Source organism: Allokutzneria sp. NRRL B-24872, from assembly GCF_002155965.1.
Lineage (GTDB): Bacteria > Actinomycetota > Actinomycetes > Mycobacteriales > Pseudonocardiaceae > Allokutzneria.
Genome location: NZ_MUMH01000076.1, coordinates 40,090 through 56,159, shown reverse-complemented (window position 1 = coordinate 56,159; position 16,070 = coordinate 40,090). Strand labels below are relative to the sequence as shown.

Sequence of the window (16,070 nt, the reverse complement as noted above, 5' to 3'; positions counted from 1 at the left end):
AATGACTCGTTCATGTGGTTGAACGTGCTGAATGACTCGTTCAGCACGTTGAGCGTGGCGAACGAGTCATTCAGGTGGTCGGAGACGACGATGAGGCTCGGGGCGAGCCGGGGTCAGGAGACGCTGACGACGGGGGCGCCGGAGGGCTCGCCCGCGTCCTCCATCTCCTCGGCGATGCGCATGGCCTCCTCGATCAGGGTCTCCACGATCTTGTGCTCCGGCACGGTCTTGATGACCTCGCCCTTGACGAAGATCTGGCCCTTGCCGTTGCCGGAGGCGACGCCGAGGTCGGCCTCGCGCGCCTCGCCGGGGCCGTTGACGACGCAGCCCATGACGGCCACGCGCAACGGCACCTCCATGCCCTCCAGGCCGGCGGTGACCTGCTCGGCGAGGGTGTAGACGTCGACCTGGGCGCGGCCGCAGGACGGGCAGGAGACGATCTCCAGCTTGCGCGGGCGCAGGTTCAGCGACTGCAGGATCTGCGTGCCGACCTTGATCTCCTCCACCGGCGGCGCGGAGAGCGAGACGCGGATGGTGTCACCGATGCCCTTGGCCAGCAGCGCGCCGAAGGCCACGGCCGACTTGATGGTGCCCTGGAACGCCGGGCCCGCCTCGGTCACGCCGAGGTGCAGCGGGTAGTCGCACTGCTCGGCCAGCAGCTCGTAGGCGCGCACCATGACCACCGGGTCGTTGTGCTTGACCGAGATCTTGATGTCGTGGAAGTCGTGCTCGGCGAACAGCGAGGCCTCCCACAGCGCGGACTCGACCAGCGCCTCGGGGGTAGCCTTGCCGTATTTCTGCAGCAGCCGGGGATCGAGCGATCCGGCGTTCACGCCGATGCGGATCGGAGTTCCGTGGTCCTTGGCCGCTTTCGCGATCTCGCCGACCTTGTCGTCGAACTTGCGAATGTTTCCCGGATTCACCCGAACAGCCGCACAACCGGCCTCGATCGCCGCGAAAACATATTTCGGCTGGAAATGAATGTCGGCGATGACGGGAATCTGCGACTTCTTCGCGATGGCGGCCAGCGCGTCCGCGTCGTCCTGGGACGGGCAGGCCACCCTGACGATGTCGCAGCCCGAGGCCGTGAGCTCGGCGATCTGCTGCAGCGTCGCGTTGACGTCGGAGGTCAGCGTCGTGGTCATGGACTGGATCGAGATCGGCGAGTCACTGCCGACCCCGACGGAGCCAACCTGGAGCTGGCGGGTCTTGCGTCGTTGTCCGAGCACCGGAGCGGGCAAGCCCGGCATTCCGAGCATCACACCGTCAACGGACATGGATTTCAACTCCCGGGGTGAGGATCTTCGACCGACCGGCTGGGCACCGCTGCCGACTTCCCTGCCGACTTCCACTGTACGGCCCCGGGGCCGGGGGACGGAAACGCCGGGGTGCGATCGAAATCCCATACAACAAATGTGAGCGGTGCCACAAGACCGGAAAACAATGGCCGCGGCACCGCTCACATTCGGTAGTTCGTTACTGGCCACCCAGGCGCAGCGGGTTCACCACATCGGCGGTGATGGTCAGCAGCATCAGCGCACCACCGAGGAAAATCATCACGTAGGTGAGCGGAAGCAGCTTCGTGTAGTCCACCGGAGCCCCGATCGGGCGACCACGCATTCGCCGGATCGTGTTACGGGCCTTTTCATAAAGATTCACCGCGATGTGCCCGCCGTCCAGTGGCAGCAGCGGCAGCAGGTTGAACACGCCGATGAACAGGTTGAGCATCGCCAGCAGGATGAGGAAGACCTCCCACAGGCCGCGCTCGACGGCGTCGCCGCCCATGATGCTCGCGCCGACGACGCTGACCGGGCGCTCCGGGTTGTCGTCGCCGAAGATCGCCTTCACCACGACCGGGACCTTCTCCGGCAGCCGCTTCAGCCCCTCCCAGGCGTTCTGGAACAGCAGCCCGGTGAACTCGAAGGTCGGCCCGACGGCGGAGAGCGCGCCGTAGGAGATGGTGCTGGCGTTGGCGAGGCCGACCGCGCCGACGGTCTCCAGCGGGACGTTGTCGCCGGGCTTGGTGTTCAGCGGCATCCGCTGCACCTGGGCGACGTCGATGGTCAGCGTGAGCTGCTGGCCACCGCGGTCGACGACGAACGGGGTCGGACCGCTGGTGGCACGGGTCGCCTTGAGGACGTCGGCGTAGACCGGCGTCTCCTTGCCCCCCACGCTGAGGACGCGGTCGCCCTTCTGCAGACCGGCGGCCAGCGCGGGCGCCTTGTCACCGGGGCCGCACTGGGTGAGCGAGCCGGTCTTGGAGTCCTGCGAGGCGGGCACGCACTGGCTGACCTCGCCGACGATCGGCTTGTTCTCCAGGTTGGGCATCCCGGTGGAGACGGCCATGAAGTACACGACCAGCACACCGATGATGAAGTGCATGACCGAGCCCGCGCCGAGCACGACGACGCGCTTCCACACCTTCTGGTTGTAGAAGGCGCGCTTCTGGTCGGCCGGGTCGACCTCCTCCAGCGCGGTCATGCCGATGATGCGCACGTAGCCGCCCGCCGGGATGGCCTTGAGCCCGTACTCGGTCTCGCCCCTGCGGAAGGAGAAGATCCGCGGCCCGAACCCGATGAAGTACTCGGTGGCCTTCATCCCGAACATCTTCGCGGTCAGCAGGTGACCGAACTCGTGCAGGGCGATGGACACCCCGATGGCGAGTGCGAACAGCACAACGCCGAAAACGAACGACACGTCTCTAGTTCCTTCCAGCGGTGGCTGGGCCGCCCACCGCGCCCACCAGCTCCTGAGCCCGGGCCCTTGCCCACTGCTCGGCGGCCAAGACCTCGTCCACCGTAGACGGTTCGGCGCGCCACTGGTCGGCCTCGTCCACGACGCGCTGCACGGTGTCCACGATCGAGAGGAACGAGGCGCGGCCCGCGAGGAACGCCTCGACCGCCTCCTCGTTCGCCGCGTTGTACACGGCGGGCACGCACCCGCCCGCCATCCCGGACTGCCGCGCCAGGCGCACCGCCGGGAAGGTCTCGTCGTCCACCGGTTCGAAGGTCCACGACGACGCGGTGTCGAACACGCACGGCCGCGCCGCGCCGGGAACCCGGTTCGGCCAGTTCAGCGCCAGCGCGATGGGCAGCTTCATGTCCGGCGGGCTGGCCTGGGCCAGCGTCGAGCCGTCGACGAAGGTGACCATCGAGTGGATGATCGACTGCGGGTGCACGACCACGTCGATGCGCTCGTAGGGCAGGTCGTAGAGCAGCTTCGCCTCGATCAGCTCCAGCCCCTTGTTGACCAGGGTCGCGGAGTTGATCGTGATCACCCGCCCCATGGCCCACGTCGGGTGGTTCATCGCCTGCGCGACGGTGACCTCGGTCAGCTCCTCGCGGCGGCGGCCCCGGAACGGCCCGCCGGAGGCGGTCACCACCAGCCGGTCCACCTCCTCGGCCCGTCCACCGCGCAGGCACTGCGCGAGCGCGGAGTGCTCGGAGTCCACCGGGACGAGCTGACCGGGCTTGGCCGCCTTGAGCACCAGCGGTCCGCCCGCGATCAGCGACTCCTTGTTGGCCAGCGCCAGCATCGAGCCGGTCGCGAGCGCGTCCAGCGTCGGGGTGAGGCCCATCGAGCCGGGCAGCGCGTTGAGCACCACGTCCACCGGAGTGCTGGCGATCAGCTCGCGGATGGCCTCCGGCCCGACGAACATCCTCGGCAGCCGGAACTCGCCGCGCTCGAACCCGCGCCGCTGCGCCTCCGCGTACAGCGCGAGCTGGAGGTCCTCCGCCGCGCTCGCCCTGGTCACCGCGACCGCATCGACCCCGAACTCCAGCGCCTGCGCGGCCACCGCCGCCGGGTCGCTGCCGCCCGCCGCGATCCCGGCCACCCGGAACAGGTGCGGCGCGGCGCGAACGACGTCGAGCGCCTGCGCTCCGACAGAGCCTGTCGAGCCGAGCACAAGCACAGAGCGCTGACCAGCGCCGGAAGCAGTCATAGCGGCCATTCTCCCCGATCGTGGGACTCGGGCCGCAGGGCGGGAAGTGCCCGGCGGCGGGATCATGACCATGTTGTCGCACCCGATGCGGCAGCTCGTAGTCGCACCGATCGGCTCATGCTAGGTCACGGAGTCATAACATCCGCGTGAGATCACGGGGACTGGGCACCTCTGTTGCAGCAGGGACGAACGGCAACTGCGCAGGGACGACGCGGCGCGTCGTGGCAGGAAAGGGGTACACCCCATGGGCTTCATCGCTTGGATCGTGCTTGGCCTGATCGCCGGTGCTCTGGCGAAGGCGATCATGCCGGGGAAGGACCCCGGCGGCATCATCGTGACGATGCTGCTGGGCATCGTCGGCGGTGTGCTGGGCGGCTGGATCGGGCGCTCGCTGTTCAACGCGGACGTCGACTCGTTCTTCAGCCTCAGTTCGTGGCTGCTGGCCATTCTCGGCGCGGTGATCGTGCTCGCGATCTACCGGCTCGTCGTCGGGAACCGGAGTTCTCACGCCTGACGTTCACCCGGGTGAACACGGGGCCATCGGCAACCGCCGGTGGCCCCGATCTGTGTCTTCTTCCACGTCCCCGTGGGCCCGTCCGATCGGCGGATTCTCGGGCGGCGCGATCCCCGACATCCTGATCCTCACCGACCCCGGTCCCCATGGCGTGCATGGGACCCCTGCCCGGGGCGAGAGGAGCACCAGCATGAGGGCACGACTCGTGACCGCCGCACTCGTCGCGGCGGCACTGGGCGCCGCGTCCCCGTCAACCGCGATCGCCGCCCCCGCGGCGGAGAAACCGTCCTACGCGACCTGGATCGCCGACGTCGGCGTGGTCGCCAAGCAGCTGGAGACCTACCTCGGCTCGCGTCTGACCAGCACCGCTGAGAAGACCGCGATCACACTCGACATCGACAACACCACGCTGGAGACGGCCTACAACCCGGCGCTGACCACCCCGGCGATCAAGTCGGTGCTCAAGGCCGTGCAGCTGGCCAAGTCCAAGGGCGCCGCGGTCTTCTTCGTCACCAACCGCCCCGAGGTGCTCGGGCTGCCGACCAAGGCCAACCTGGTGGACGTGGACTACCCGGTCGACGGGCTGTACCTGCGGCCGTGGTTCAACTTCGAGCCGACCGAGAAGGTCAAGACCGACGCGCGCAAGGCGATCGAGGCCAAGGGCTACAAGATCGTCGCCAACGTCGGCAACAACACCTGGGACCTCGCCGGCGGGCACGCCGAGCGCACCTTCAAGCTGCCCGACTACGACGGCGCGCTGGACTGACCCCAGACCGAGAGCGTGACCTGCGGGATGTCGAGGAAGGCCGCGTCGCCGAGCAGTTCGTGGAACTCGGCGACGTCGGCCTCGGCGAGGGCACCGGAGGCGATCAGCCCGGGGGCGACCCGGTCGATCAGCGGGCGCCAGCGGTCGGCCGCCAAGCCGCCCATCCGCCCGAGGTTGCCGGTGTAGTCCACATCGGACAGTCCACTTCGGAGCAACGCGGCGGGCAGCCCCCGCGCCCACGTCATCGCCGAACCCCTTGCGGCGCAGTGGTCCTGGTACGCGGTCATGATCCGGCGAACCACCGGGAACGGCGAGGACTCCGCCTCCAGCAGGTAGGGCTCCTCGATGACGAGCCATCCGCCGGGCGCCAGCCACGACGCGGCGCGCTCGACGACCTGGTCCCGCTCCGCGAGGTGGCAGAGCACGAAGCGCGCGTGCACCAGGTCGAACCGCCCCGGCGTGAAGTCGGTGCTGATGATGTCAGCGCGCTCCACGACGAGGTTCGGCGCCTCCGACGGCGCGAAGACGCTGGTGTCGAGGTCCACGGCGAGGACTTCGCCGTCCGGGCACTGCTCCGCGAGCCAGTGCGCCACTGAGCCCGCACCCGCTCCGAGTTCGAGGCACCGCCACGACGGCATGATGCCGCGCCCGCGCAGCACGTCGAAGGTGAACGCGTCCGTGCTGCGCTGGATCGCCCGCAAGCGCTCCGCCTCGGTGATCACTCAGTGCCCCATGAAGTCGCGCGCGGACGCGGCCATGAGCTTGTGGATCACTTCGCGGTCGTCGGCGTCGACAGAGTTGACGTTCTTGCGCTCCTTGCACTTCGCGCACTCGTGCACGATCCGCGTCTTCTGGCCCTTGAGGAACGCGTGCACGGGGCGCATGAGCCCGCCGCACTCCGCCGCGCGGTCCCCCGGCTCCTCGTCGACGTGGCGCGACCACAGGCACGCCGGGCAGTGGTTGGTGTACCCGTTGCCCCGCACAGCACGGCCGCAGTTGCCGCACTCGAAGTCCTCAACCACCCTGCGGAACACCGACCACCTCCATGACGGACGACGAGGCACGACGCGCCCGCCTGCTCGCGATCACCACTCCCACCACCAGCAGGAGTGCGCTCACCGCGACCATCCCGGTGGACAGCGCGACGATCTCCGGTGAGACCCCGCGCTTGCTTGCCTGCCCGTAGACGTAGACCGGCAACGTGGTCGACCCGACACCACCAAGATAGTTCGAGGTCACCACGTCGTCGAAGGACAGCAGGAACGCGAACGCCGCGCCCGCGCCCACGGCGGGCAACACCAGCGGCCAGGTCACCGTGCGGAAAGCGGTGAACGGTCCAGCGCCCAGGTCTGCGGCGGCTTCTTCAAGGCGCGGGTCCATGCCGCTGAGCCGCGCGCGGACCACAACGACCACGAAGCTCAGCGAGAACGACACGTGCGCCACGAGCAGCGCGAAGAAGCCGAGGGGAATACCGGCCAGCTTCACGCAGAACGCCAGCAGGCTCACACCCATCACGACTTCTGGCACCACCATCGGCAGTGTCAGGAGCATCGCCCAGACCGACCGGCCACGAAACGCGCGCCGTAGCCCGAACGCTGCGAGCGTGCCAAGCACCGTGCACACGAGCGCGCTTGTCACCGCGAGCCGCAGTGTCAGGTCGAGCGCTTGGAGGACACGGTCGTCGTCAAGCAGCTCGGCGTACCACTGCAACGAGAAGCCCGTGAACTGACTGACCGAGCGCGATGAGTTGAACGACACCAATGCCAGCCACGCGATCGGCAAGTACAGGAACGCGTAGACGAGCACTACGACAACAACAAGCTTCCAAGGACGCCGTCTCACAGAACGTCCTCTCCGCGCTTCCCGCGCACTATAAGGACGATCACGACCAGTCCGAGCAGCACTACGGCCATAGCCGACCCCAACGGCCAGTTGTTGCCACCACGGAACTGGTCGTCGATGACGCTGCCGAAGGTCGATTGGTCCACGCCGCCGAGCAGCTTCGGTGTCACGAAATCTCCCGCCGCGGGCACGAACACCAGCAACGAACCCGCTAGCACTCCAGGCGCGACACCCGGAAGCACTACGTGCCAGAACGTGGACAAACGACCGTGACCGAGGTCGTAGGACGCTTCGACCTGCCGGTAGTCCATACGCTCACAAGCGACGTACAGCGGCAGCACCATGAACGGGAGGAACCCGTAGCTCAGCCCGAGGATCACGGCACCGTCGGTGAACAGGAACCCGGTCTCGTCCAACAGCGCTTTCCACGCGTAGATGCGCGCGAGGAAGCTGGACCAGAAAGGGATCAGCACGGCCGCGAGCAGCACCAACCGCCACCGGCCACCGTGGCGCGCGATGAACCACGCCAAGGGAAAACCGAGCAACAGGCAGATGACCGTGGTCAGTCCCGCGTAGAGCACCGTGCGCCCGAAGATCGGCAGGAACGCCGGATCGAGCACGCTGCGATAAGCCTGCGTCGTCCACGGCAGCACCACGCGGAGGATGCCGAGGTCCCTGGTGGCGAAGCTGTACTGCGCCACGAGCGCCATGGGAGCGAGGAAGAACACTGCCAGCCAGAGACTGGCGGGGCCGAGCACGAGCACTCGGCGAAGGGCGGTTCTCACCCTGTCTTCACCTTGGTCCACGCGTCCGCGTACTTGGCCTCCACCTCGCGCCCCAGGTCCTTGACGAACGGCAGCCGCGCGAGGACTTCGGCGCTCGGGTAGACGAGCGGGTCGTTGAGGAGTTCCTTGTCGATGAAGGGTTTCGCCGCCGCGTTGGGGCTGCCGTAGCGCACCGCGTTGGACAGCGCCGCGCCCACGTCGGGCCGCAGGACGTGGTCGATGAACCGGTGCGCGTTCAGCGCGTGCGGCGCGTCCTTGGGGACGCACAGGAGGTCCACATAGGACAGACCGCCTTCCTTGGGGATGGTGTAGGCGATGGCGGGGTTCGCCCTGCGCGCCTGGAAGGCGTCACCGGAGAACGCCTGGGCCAGCACCATCTGCCCCGAGGTCAGCGGCTCGATCACGTCGGAGCTGATCTGCCCGAGCTTCTTCTTGAGGCTGAGCAGGTATTTCGCCGCGTCGTCGATCTGCTTGGCGTCACCGGTGTTCGGGTCGTGCCCGAGCGCGAGCAGGCCGATGCTCAGGCCGTCGCGCGCCTCGTCGAGCACCATGCCGCGCCCCTGCGCCTCGGCGAGGTCGTAGGCGGAGAAGCCGGTGACCCGATCGCCCAGCACCGCCTTCGAGTAGGCCAGCCCGGTCGTGCCCCACGCCCACGGCGCGGAGTAGCGGTTGCCCGGGTCGTAGTCCGCCTCGACGAAGCGGCGCTCCAGGTTGCCCAGGTTCGGGATGAGGTCGCGGTCCAGCTCCCGCACCAGCCCACCGCGGACGAACCTGCGCAGGAAGTTGTCGCTGGGCACCACGAGGTCGTAGCCCGCGGCGCCGGAGGCGATCTTCGCTTCCATCTCGTCGTTGGAGCTGAAGTTGTCGTAGGTGACCTTGACCCCGGTCGCCGCCTGGAAGCTGCTGATCGTGTCCGGCGCGATGTAGTCGGTCCAGTTGTAGAAGTTCAGCTTGGGCTCGTCGACCCGGTTGACCGCGCGCCCGCCCTGTCCCCCGGACTCGCCCTTCGGGGCCTCCGAGATGGCGCAGGCGCTCAGCCCGTTCGCCGCGATCGCGAAGAAAGCCATGGAGCGCAACATGTTCCGCCGGTTCATCCGACGGTCGTCCCACAACCGCGCGATGCGCACGCTACCGGACATCGGTGTTCTCCTCGTCGACGAGCGTCTCGCCAAGAAGCACTGTGAACTCCGGGTCCCAGGCCATGCACACCGGCTGCCCCGGAGTACCCGCGTCGGAAACCCTACGAGCGTTCTGCACGAAGGCGACCATCGATCCGCCACCGGGCAGCTCAACAACGTACTGCGTGGAAACGCCCGTGTAGACCACGTCGGCGACCGTGCCGCTCAGCGAGCACCAGCCGCTGGGAACCTGGTCCGCGTTCTCGTGCAGGTGCAGCTTCTCCGGTCGCACGGTCACCGCGACCTTCTCCCCCACGCGCACGGTCCGCCCGTCGGGCAGCGCGGCGCGCAGGCGGTGCACGCCGTCCGCGACCAGCTCGACCCACTGACCGTCCACGTCGGACACCTGGCCGTCGAGGATGTTCGACGTGCCGATGAACCCCGCGACGAACCGCGTGGCAGGCCGCTCGTAGACATCCTCCGGGTAGCCGACCTGCTCCAACCGTCCCGCGTTCATCACCGCGACCCGGTGCGAGAGCACGAGCGCTTCTTCCTGGTCGTGCGTCACGTAGAGGAAGGTCGTGCCCACCTCGCGCTGGATGCGCATCAGCTCGATCTGCACCTGCTTGCGCAGCTGTGCGTCGAGGGCGCCGAGTGGCTCGTCAAGCAACAGCAGCCTCGGTTCGCACGCGAGCGCCCGCGCGATCGCGACGCGCTGCTGCTGTCCTCCCGAGAGCTGCCCTGGACGGCGGTCGGCGAAGCGGCCCAGCTGCACCAGCTCCAGGTGCTCGTCCACCCGCCTGCGCAGCTCCGCGCCCCTGACCTTCTTGCGGCGCAGGCCGTACGCGACGTTGTCGCGCACGCTGAGGTGCGGGAACAGCGCGTAGGACTGGAAGACCGTGTTCACGTCGCGGCGGTACGGCGGCACCCCGACCATGTCGACGCCGTCGAGCTCGATGCGCCCGCTGTCCGGGTCGTCGAAGCCCGCGATCATGCGCAGCAGCGTGGTCTTGCCGCACCCGGACGGGCCGAGCACCGAGAAGAACTCGCCCTCGTGCACGCTCAGCGACACGGAGTCGACGGCGACCTGGTCGGCGAAGCTCTTGCGCACCTCGTGGATGCCGACCTCGACCGGGGCGTGGAGATCCGGGGTTCGCTGCTCGGCCGGGCGGAACCCCGTCGACGGCTGGACGGACACGTCCGGGGAGCGTAGAGCAGGCGATCGCGCGGAGTCGGCAAGACCACTCCGGAGGGGATCGCGCGGGGCGGATGTGCGACGATTGCACCGCTTCAACCATCATCCCGGGAGGTAATCGTGGCGGCCCAGCAGTCCTCTGAGCTGGAGAAGCACGACCCGCACGCCGAGCCGTCGCAGGCATGGGGCTGGCACGGCGAGTTCCCCCGCGCCACCCGGGCCGCGGGCTGGATCTGCGCCGCGATCATGTTCATCATGCTGATCGGCAACCACCAGGGCTGGAACGAGGACGTCTGGCTGATCGTCCTGGGCACCGGCATGATCGGCGTCCTGCTGCTGGACAAGGTCCGCCGCCGCACCTCGTGGCGCCGCTGACTCCCACCTTCTGGGAACAATTGCGCATGAGCGCACCGGTCGCTTCACTCAGCTCTCATGGGCGTAGCGCTTGAGCCGTTCTGGCCGCACCGGCGCTACTACCTGTTCTCCCAGTCGTGTCCCCAGGCCGCGCACACCGCAGCACTCACGCGGAGTGTGCGGCCTTTTCGCGCCCGCTGATCGACACCGACGCGATGGGACCGACATGTCTGTCACCGACGAACTGCTGGCCAACAACGCCACCTACGCCGCGGGCTTCTCCGGCCCGTTGCCCCTCCCGCCCGCCAAGCACGTCGCCGTGCTCGCGTGCATGGACGCCCGGCTCAACGTCTACGGGGCGCTCGGCCTCAACGAGGGTGAGTCGCACGTCATCCGCAACGCGGGCGGCGTGGTCACCGAGGACGAGATCCGCTCGCTCGCGATCAGCCAGCGACTGCTCGGCACCAAGGAGATCATCCTCATCCACCACACCGACTGCGGGATGCTGACCTTCTCCGACGCCGACTTCCGCAACGGCATCCAGGCCGAGACCGGCATCAAGCCCGCGTGGTCCTCCGAGGCCTTCGAGGACCTGGAAACCGATGTGCGCCAGTCGATCGCGCGCATCAAGGCCAGCCCGTTCATCCCGCACAAGGACTCCGTGCGCGGCTTCGTCCTCGACGTCGCCACCGGCCGCCTCAACGAGGTCGGCTAGCTCACCACGAGCGGTTCGCGGGATCGTCCCGCGAACCGCTCCACGGGTCGACCACTCGCACGCCGGTGTCCACGAAGTCCTTGGTGTTCCTCGTGATCAGGGCCGCGGAGTACCTGCGGCAGATCGCCGCGATCTGTGCGTCGGCCATGCTGATCGGGCGCCCGCAGCGCTCGCGCTTGGCGGTGATGGCCGCGTAGTACTCGGCGGCTACGAGGTCGAAGGGCAGGATCTGGTCCGCGAAGTCCTCCGCCAACAGCCCCGTCATCGCGGCGCTGAGCGCGTCCTTGCGCTTGCCGTTGGGCAGGCGCAAGATCCCGTATCCGAGTTCGGCCACGGTCACCGCCGTGGTGAAGACCTCGTCACGCGGGTACTGGTCGAGCCAGCGCACGACGCCGTCGTCCGGCGCCTGCCGCATGAACTCCGAGATCACATTGGTGTCGAGAACGATCATTCGGGGAACTCCGCTGCGCGCGGCGACTCCGTCCGCTCAGGCAGCTCGGCCGGTGACTCCCCCAGTTCACGCACGTCGCTGAACCGCTGCCGCAAGCGCGACCCGATCCCGGGGCCCGGCGCGGACCTGGTGAGCACCGAGGCGAGGATCTCCCGCACCTCCGCCTCCATGGAGCGCCCGTGCTCGGCGGCCCTCACGCGCAGCCTGGCCTTCAGGTCCTCGTCGAAGTCACGAATCGTCAAGGTTGCCACGAGCCCACCTCCTGCCAGCAATGCAGTCAATGCTAGCAGAGCCCCGCGCCCTACCGGTCACCCCTGACGGCGGACCATCTCGGCGATCCAGGCCGGAGCGAACGGCGACGTGCAGTTGGGCGGCGTCGGGTAGTCCTTGAGCACTTCCAGTCGCTCCCCGATGTCGATCGCGCGGGCGCGGTGCTCGGGGTGCTCGATGCCGATCTGGGCGAGGCAGTGGTTCATCGCCCACTGGAGCCGATCCGGCGCGCCCTTCATCTCCGCCTCGACGAGGTCGAGCAGGCCGGGAAGATCGAGCACGTCGGGCTTCTTCGCCACGCGCTCGGCGGTCAACGCCCACCCGGCGCTCGCGACCACGGGGTCGGCGTCGGCGAACCAGGCCAGGCGAAGGTCCTCGGAGTGCGAGCTCTTCTTCACCACGTAGTTCACCAGCCAGTCATGCACCTTGGGCGCACGCGCTTCGCGGATCATGGCGTCCAGCTCGTCGCGCTCGAACGCCTTCGGGCGGCAGATCAGCAACGCCAGCAGGCGCGCCGCGGAGTCGCCGGTCGCCCAGAGCTCGCGCGCGAGGTCTTGCTGCGTCTTCACCCGCTTCGCGATCGCGCGCAGCTTGGTGAGGTTCACGCCGTGCTCGTCGCCGTGCTTCTCGTTCACCGCACGGATCTTGGGGTCCTCGAGCGCGCCCAGTTCGGCCAGCAACCCGGCCACCGTCTCAGCCATCCGAGCCTCCTGTCGAAAGCGATCAGCCTTCGAGATTCGACCATGGATGAACCCCCCTCGGGGGCAGCGCACGCCGCCCTAGGGTTCCCCAAACACCTCTGGAGGGCACATGACATCGGGCCGTACCCGCAGCAGCCTGGCGAAGGTCGGCGTCGCCGCCGCGCTGATCGCGACTTCCCTGGTGACCGCCGCGCCCGCGCACGCCGGGCCGAACGGGCCAGAACCCGGGCACTGCGGCTACTACTCGTTCGGCGTCGGCGCGAACGAGAACAACTCCTGGTACGTGAACTGCAGCTACCGCACCGCCTACGTGAGAATCACTCTCCCGAAAAGGCTCGAGTACCGCTGCCTGAGCACCGGCACCACGGACCTCACCGCAGCGCTCAACAGTTCTTACATCACCGGGGCGGTGGCGGAGCGCCCCTGCTGACCTGCGGGCGGGGTCAGCCCTCGGCCGCGAGCTGCCCGCAAGCCGCCGCGATCTCCTGACCCCGCGTGTCCCGCACCGTGCACGCCACGCCCTGCGCCTCGACTCGACGCACGAAGTCCTCCTGCACGTGCTTCGGCGAGGCATCCCACTTCGACCCCGGAGTCGGGTTCAACGGGATCAAGTTCACGTGCGCGAACTGCCCCAAGTGTTCGCGCAGCAGCTTCCCCAGCAGATCCGCGCGCCACCCGTGGTCGTTGATGTCGCGAATCAACGCGTACTCGATCGACACCCGCCGACCGGTCTTCTCGGCATAAGCACGCGCCGCCTCCAACACCTCGGAGACCTTCCAGCGCGTGTTCACCGGCACCAACGTGTCGCGCAGCTCGTCGTCCGGAGTGTGCAGCGACACCGCGAGCCGAACCTGCAAGCCCTCCTCAGTGAGCTTGCGGATCGCTGGCACCAAACCGACCGTCGACACCGTCACCGACCGCTGCGAAATGCCCAGCCCGTTCGGCGCCGGATCGCAGATTCGGCGCACCGCCTCAAGAACCCGCCGGAAGTTGGCCAGCGGTTCGCCCATGCCCATGAACACGATGTTGGACAGGCGACCCGGTCCGCCCGGCAGTTCGCCGTCGCGCATGGCGGCGGCGCCGAGGCGGACCTGCTCCACGATCTCGGCGGTGGAGAGGTTGCGCTGCAACCCGCCCTGCCCGGTCGCGCAGAAGGGGCAGGCCATCCCGCACCCGGCCTGGCTGGAGATGCACAGCGTCGCGCGGCCCGGGTAGCGCATGAGCACGCTCTCGATCAGCGTGCCGTCGTGCGCCCGCAGCAGGCTCTTGCGCGTGGTGCCCTCATCGCAGGTCACCTTGCGCAGCTCGGTGAACAGCGGCGGCATCAGGTCGGCGACCAGCTTCTCCCGCGTCGCGGCCGGGATGTCGGTCATCTCGGCCGGATCGACGGTCAGACGGCTGAAGTAGTGGTTGGCGAGCTGCTTCGCCCGGAACGGCTTCTCCCCCAGCGCGACCACCGCGTCCTGCCGCTCGGCGGGGCTGAGGTCGACCAGGTGGCGCGGCGGCAGGCCGCGCTTGGGCGCGTCGAAGACGAGAGGTAGTGAAGTCATAGCGCGCCGATTGTCCCACGTCCCCGGCGCGCTCCGGGCACACCGCCGCTCAGGCCCGCCCGGGCTGCCGCTCGATCAGCAGCGAGGTCAGCTCGGCGGGGTGCACGTCCACGGTGACGTCCTCGATCTCGACGAGGGACTCGTTGATCTCCACGACCGGGGCGGCGGCGAGCGCGCACACGCTCAGGGCCATTCCGATGCTGCTCAGACGCATTGCCAACTCCCGAATACCACGCAAAACGGACACAAGATCAATAATGCTACTACTCCGTTCGGAGCAGTCGAGAGCCAGGTCACCGATATTCGACGTTGCATCGCGATAGTTCAGCGATATATCGTTAACTCGTCGGTCAGGGTGACCGACACCATCAGAGGAGGACCTCATGCACCCGCACACTCACCACAACCACCGCTTCGGCCCCGAGTGGGGTCCGCAGCACCAGCACTTCGGCTTCGCCCCGCAGGCCCGTGGCGGTCCCGGCGGCGGCTTCGGCTTCCCGGGCGACCACGATCCCTTCGGCGGCCCGCCGCCGTTCCCCCCTGGCCCCCCGGCCCCTCCCGGATGGGGTGGCCGGCCAGGCTGGGGCGGCGGCCCCGGTTGGGAACGCGGCCGAGGACGGGGTGGCCCGCACGGCGGCCCCGGCGGCAGGCGGCGCAGGGGCAACGTGCGCGCGGCACTGCTCGCGCTGCTCACCGAACGCCCCATGCACGGCTACGAGATGATCCAGGAGATCGCCGAGCGCTCGGAGGGCTCGTGGAAGCCCAGCCCCGGCTCGGTCTACCCGACCCTGCAGATGCTCACCGACGAAGGGCTCATCACCACCGAGGACTCGGAGGGACGCAGGCTGCACACGCTCACCGACGCCGGTCGCGCGGAAGCGGAGAAGATCGACACCGAGGAGCTGTGGGGCGGGCTCACCAACCCCGTCAGCCCGGCCGAGAAGCAGCTGCGCGAGGCCTACGGCCAGTTCAAGATGGCGCTCCAGCAGGCGGCCTACGCCATTCCGGCCGAGGACCAGGGCAGGCTGGTCGGCATCCTGAAGGAAGCCCGCCGGGAGATCTACACGCTGCTCGCCGAGCACGGTTCGCTGGAGGACCAGCCCGACGAGGAGTGAGCCCTCACGCCAGCAGCAGGCCGGTCGGCTTGCGCCGCACCCTCATGCGGTAGCCGACCGGCAGCGTGAGCCCGGCGGTCTGCGCGATCGCCCGTTCGGCCACGGACGGGGAGAACTCGATCCGCAGCACCGCCGCCAAGCTCTCGCGGTCCTGGAAGCGCCACCGCGTCGCCAAGGCCCGGCACGAGAAACCCTGCGCGGTGAAGAACTCCTCGATCTCCACGGGGTCGTAGCCCGGCAGGTCCTCGCGCAACCACGTCCCGTACGGCGCGCTCGTGGCGTCGAGGTCGACGATCACGAGCGCGCCGCCGGGGCGCAGCACCCGATCCGCCTCGGCCATCCCGCGCTCGCAACCGGGGCCGAAGAAGTACGCGGTCCGCGCGTGCACCACATCGGCGCTGCCGTCAGCGAGCGGTAACCGCTCCGCCGAACCGTGCCGCAGCTCCACATTGGTCAGTCCCGCGATCCGCTGCCGCGCCCGGCGCAGCAGCGGCCGGTGCGGCTCCACGCCGACCACTCCCCGCGCGCTCGCGGCGAACTCCGGCAGGTGGAAGCCGTCCCCGCAGCCGACGTCGACGACGTCCAGCCCCGCGAAGGGGCAGTCCTCGCGCAGCGCGCTCCAGATCACGCCCCCGTCGTCCTGCGCCTGGTTCTCGACCTCGTAGACCTCGGGCCAGTTCCAGATGTTGGGGCTGGGCACCACCGCCGCCGGGCGCACACCGGCGAGCGCGGCGCGCACGTAGTTCCGCAC

General features: G+C 68.7%; 21 protein-coding genes. 6 read left to right on the top strand and 15 right to left on the bottom strand.

Going from position 1 to position 16,070, the window contains the following annotated elements; all coding sequences use genetic code 11:
- Positions 1-113 precede the first annotated feature (113 nt).
- The 3 genes from ispG to dxr all read right to left on the bottom strand — a co-directional run bounded on the left by ispG (position 114) and on the right by dxr (position 3,952).
- Positions 114-1,277: a flavodoxin-dependent (E)-4-hydroxy-3-methylbut-2-enyl-diphosphate synthase gene (gene ispG / locus CCN37_RS20755; RefSeq protein ID WP_086823615.1), complete on the bottom strand. Its 1,164-nt coding sequence runs from the start codon at positions 1,275-1,277 to the stop codon at positions 114-116.
- Positions 1,278-1,476: 199 nt separating this feature from the next.
- Positions 1,477-2,697: an RIP metalloprotease gene (locus CCN37_RS20750; protein ID WP_086823613.1), complete on the bottom strand. Its 1,221-nt coding sequence runs from the start codon at positions 2,695-2,697 to the stop codon at positions 1,477-1,479.
- Positions 2,698-2,701: 4 nt separating this feature from the next.
- Positions 2,702-3,952 carry a 1-deoxy-D-xylulose-5-phosphate reductoisomerase gene (gene dxr / locus CCN37_RS20745; protein WP_086823611.1) on the bottom strand — a complete coding sequence of 417 codons (1,251 nt, stop codon included), beginning with the start codon at positions 3,950-3,952 and terminating at the stop codon, positions 2,702-2,704.
- Positions 3,953-4,187: 235 nt separating this feature from the next.
- Here dxr and CCN37_RS20740 point away from each other — a divergent pair, with 235 nt between their 5' ends.
- Together CCN37_RS20740 and CCN37_RS20735 are read left to right on the top strand one after the other, a co-directional pair.
- A complete protein-coding gene (locus CCN37_RS20740) occupies positions 4,188-4,457 on the top strand; it encodes a GlsB/YeaQ/YmgE family stress response membrane protein (protein ID WP_086823609.1) in 270 nt (89 codons plus the stop codon).
- 190 nt (positions 4,458-4,647) lie between these two features.
- Complete coding sequence (locus CCN37_RS20735) at positions 4,648-5,223, top strand: HAD family acid phosphatase (RefSeq protein WP_086823607.1); 576 nt, start codon at positions 4,648-4,650, stop codon at positions 5,221-5,223.
- Here CCN37_RS20735 and CCN37_RS20730 read toward each other — a convergent pair.
- From CCN37_RS20730 to CCN37_RS20705, 6 genes are read right to left on the bottom strand one after another with little or no spacing between them, the layout of a single operon-like run.
- Entirely contained in the window at positions 5,202-5,945 is a 744-nt protein-coding gene (locus CCN37_RS20730) for a trans-aconitate 2-methyltransferase (protein WP_246843201.1), read from the bottom strand. The genes CCN37_RS20735 and CCN37_RS20730 overlap by 22 nt on opposite strands.
- The gene (locus CCN37_RS20725; RefSeq protein ID WP_246843200.1) at positions 5,946-6,257 is read right to left on the bottom strand and encodes an RNHCP domain-containing protein; all 312 of its coding nucleotides are present in this window, start codon (positions 6,255-6,257) and stop codon (positions 5,946-5,948) included.
- The gene (locus tag CCN37_RS20720; protein WP_086823603.1) at positions 6,238-7,065 is read right to left on the bottom strand and encodes an ABC transporter permease; all 828 of its coding nucleotides are present in this window, start codon (positions 7,063-7,065) and stop codon (positions 6,238-6,240) included. Before CCN37_RS20720 ends, CCN37_RS20725 begins: the two co-directional genes overlap by 20 nt.
- Positions 7,062-7,850 (bottom strand): ABC transporter permease, encoded by a 789-nt coding sequence (locus CCN37_RS20715; protein WP_246843199.1) that lies wholly within the window; start codon positions 7,848-7,850, stop codon positions 7,062-7,064. The genes CCN37_RS20720 and CCN37_RS20715 overlap by 4 nt, the downstream gene beginning before the upstream one ends.
- On the bottom strand, positions 7,847-8,989 hold the full coding sequence (locus tag CCN37_RS20710) for a spermidine/putrescine ABC transporter substrate-binding protein (protein WP_086823601.1): 1,143 nt from the start codon (positions 8,987-8,989) through the stop codon (positions 7,847-7,849). The genes CCN37_RS20715 and CCN37_RS20710 overlap by 4 nt, the downstream gene beginning before the upstream one ends.
- On the bottom strand, positions 8,979-10,166 hold the full coding sequence (locus tag CCN37_RS20705; RefSeq protein WP_086823598.1) for an ABC transporter ATP-binding protein: 1,188 nt from the start codon (positions 10,164-10,166) through the stop codon (positions 8,979-8,981). The genes CCN37_RS20710 and CCN37_RS20705 overlap by 11 nt, the downstream gene beginning before the upstream one ends.
- A 117-nt stretch (positions 10,167-10,283) precedes the next feature.
- Between CCN37_RS20705 and CCN37_RS20700 the strand changes: the two genes are divergently transcribed.
- Both CCN37_RS20700 and CCN37_RS20695 read left to right on the top strand, forming a co-directional pair.
- Entirely contained in the window at positions 10,284-10,538 is a 255-nt protein-coding gene (locus CCN37_RS20700) for a DUF2631 domain-containing protein (RefSeq protein ID WP_246843198.1), read from the top strand.
- A 205-nt stretch (positions 10,539-10,743) separates the two neighbouring features.
- A complete protein-coding gene (locus tag CCN37_RS20695; protein ID WP_086823593.1) occupies positions 10,744-11,232 on the top strand; it encodes a carbonic anhydrase in 489 nt (162 codons plus the stop codon).
- 1 nt (position 11,233) lies between these two features.
- Here the strand turns inward: CCN37_RS20695 and CCN37_RS20690 are convergent, their stop codons facing one another.
- The 3 genes from CCN37_RS20690 to CCN37_RS20680 are packed head-to-tail and all read right to left on the bottom strand — an operon-like array spanning position 11,234 to position 12,654.
- The gene (locus CCN37_RS20690; RefSeq protein ID WP_086823590.1) at positions 11,234-11,683 is read right to left on the bottom strand and encodes a type II toxin-antitoxin system VapC family toxin; all 450 of its coding nucleotides are present in this window, start codon (positions 11,681-11,683) and stop codon (positions 11,234-11,236) included.
- The gene (locus tag CCN37_RS20685; RefSeq protein WP_086823587.1) at positions 11,680-11,934 is read right to left on the bottom strand and encodes a plasmid stabilization protein; all 255 of its coding nucleotides are present in this window, start codon (positions 11,932-11,934) and stop codon (positions 11,680-11,682) included. The genes CCN37_RS20690 and CCN37_RS20685 overlap by 4 nt, the downstream gene beginning before the upstream one ends.
- Positions 11,935-11,991: 57 nt before the next feature.
- Complete coding sequence (locus CCN37_RS20680; RefSeq protein ID WP_086823585.1) at positions 11,992-12,654, bottom strand: DNA alkylation repair protein; 663 nt, start codon at positions 12,652-12,654, stop codon at positions 11,992-11,994.
- 109 nt (positions 12,655-12,763) lie between these two features.
- Here CCN37_RS20680 and CCN37_RS20675 point away from each other — a divergent pair, with 109 nt between their 5' ends.
- Positions 12,764-13,084 (top strand): hypothetical protein, encoded by a 321-nt coding sequence (locus tag CCN37_RS20675; protein WP_086823582.1) that lies wholly within the window; start codon positions 12,764-12,766, stop codon positions 13,082-13,084.
- Between the two features lie 13 nt (positions 13,085-13,097).
- Here CCN37_RS20675 and rlmN read toward each other — a convergent pair whose 3' ends face one another.
- The gene (gene rlmN, locus CCN37_RS20670) at positions 13,098-14,204 is read right to left on the bottom strand and encodes a 23S rRNA (adenine(2503)-C(2))-methyltransferase RlmN (RefSeq protein ID WP_086823579.1); all 1,107 of its coding nucleotides are present in this window, start codon (positions 14,202-14,204) and stop codon (positions 13,098-13,100) included.
- Positions 14,205-14,253: 49 nt separating this feature from the next.
- A complete protein-coding gene (locus CCN37_RS40020) occupies positions 14,254-14,418 on the bottom strand; it encodes a hypothetical protein (RefSeq protein WP_168200764.1) in 165 nt (54 codons plus the stop codon).
- Between the two features lie 169 nt (positions 14,419-14,587).
- Between CCN37_RS40020 and CCN37_RS20665 the strand changes: the two genes are divergently transcribed.
- Positions 14,588-15,319, top strand: coding sequence for a PadR family transcriptional regulator (locus tag CCN37_RS20665; protein ID WP_086823577.1), 732 nt, complete (start codon positions 14,588-14,590; stop codon positions 15,317-15,319).
- A gap of 4 nt (positions 15,320-15,323) precedes the next feature.
- Here the strand turns inward: CCN37_RS20665 and CCN37_RS20660 are convergent, their stop codons facing one another.
- Complete coding sequence (locus CCN37_RS20660) at positions 15,324-16,070, bottom strand: class I SAM-dependent methyltransferase (RefSeq protein ID WP_246843197.1); 747 nt, start codon at positions 16,068-16,070, stop codon at positions 15,324-15,326.

What these genes read in the sequence shown, in the direction of transcription:
- CCN37_RS20690 (WP_086823590.1), bottom strand. Translation starts at nt 11,683, where the DNA reads ATGATCGTTCTCGACACCAATGTGATCTCGGAGTTCATGCGGCAGGCG.
- CCN37_RS20710 (WP_086823601.1), bottom strand. Translation starts at nt 8,989, where the DNA reads ATGTCCGGTAGCGTGCGCATCGCGCGGTTGTGGGACGACCGTCGGATG.
- CCN37_RS20735 (WP_086823607.1), top strand. Translation starts at nt 4,648, where the DNA reads ATGAGGGCACGACTCGTGACCGCCGCACTCGTCGCGGCGGCACTGGGC.
- dxr (WP_086823611.1), bottom strand. Translation starts at nt 3,952, where the DNA reads ATGGCCGCTATGACTGCTTCCGGCGCTGGTCAGCGCTCTGTGCTTGTG.
- CCN37_RS20740 (WP_086823609.1), top strand. Translation starts at nt 4,188, where the DNA reads ATGGGCTTCATCGCTTGGATCGTGCTTGGCCTGATCGCCGGTGCTCTG.
- CCN37_RS20695 (WP_086823593.1), top strand. Translation starts at nt 10,744, where the DNA reads ATGTCTGTCACCGACGAACTGCTGGCCAACAACGCCACCTACGCCGCG.
- CCN37_RS20665 (WP_086823577.1), top strand. Translation starts at nt 14,588, where the DNA reads ATGCACCCGCACACTCACCACAACCACCGCTTCGGCCCCGAGTGGGGT.
- CCN37_RS20680 (WP_086823585.1), bottom strand. Translation starts at nt 12,654, where the DNA reads ATGGCTGAGACGGTGGCCGGGTTGCTGGCCGAACTGGGCGCGCTCGAG.
- rlmN (WP_086823579.1), bottom strand. Translation starts at nt 14,204, where the DNA reads ATGACTTCACTACCTCTCGTCTTCGACGCGCCCAAGCGCGGCCTGCCG.
- CCN37_RS40020 (WP_168200764.1), bottom strand. Translation starts at nt 14,418, where the DNA reads ATGCGTCTGAGCAGCATCGGAATGGCCCTGAGCGTGTGCGCGCTCGCC.
- CCN37_RS20675 (WP_086823582.1), top strand. Translation starts at nt 12,764, where the DNA reads ATGACATCGGGCCGTACCCGCAGCAGCCTGGCGAAGGTCGGCGTCGCC.
- ispG (WP_086823615.1), bottom strand. Translation starts at nt 1,277, where the DNA reads ATGTCCGTTGACGGTGTGATGCTCGGAATGCCGGGCTTGCCCGCTCCG.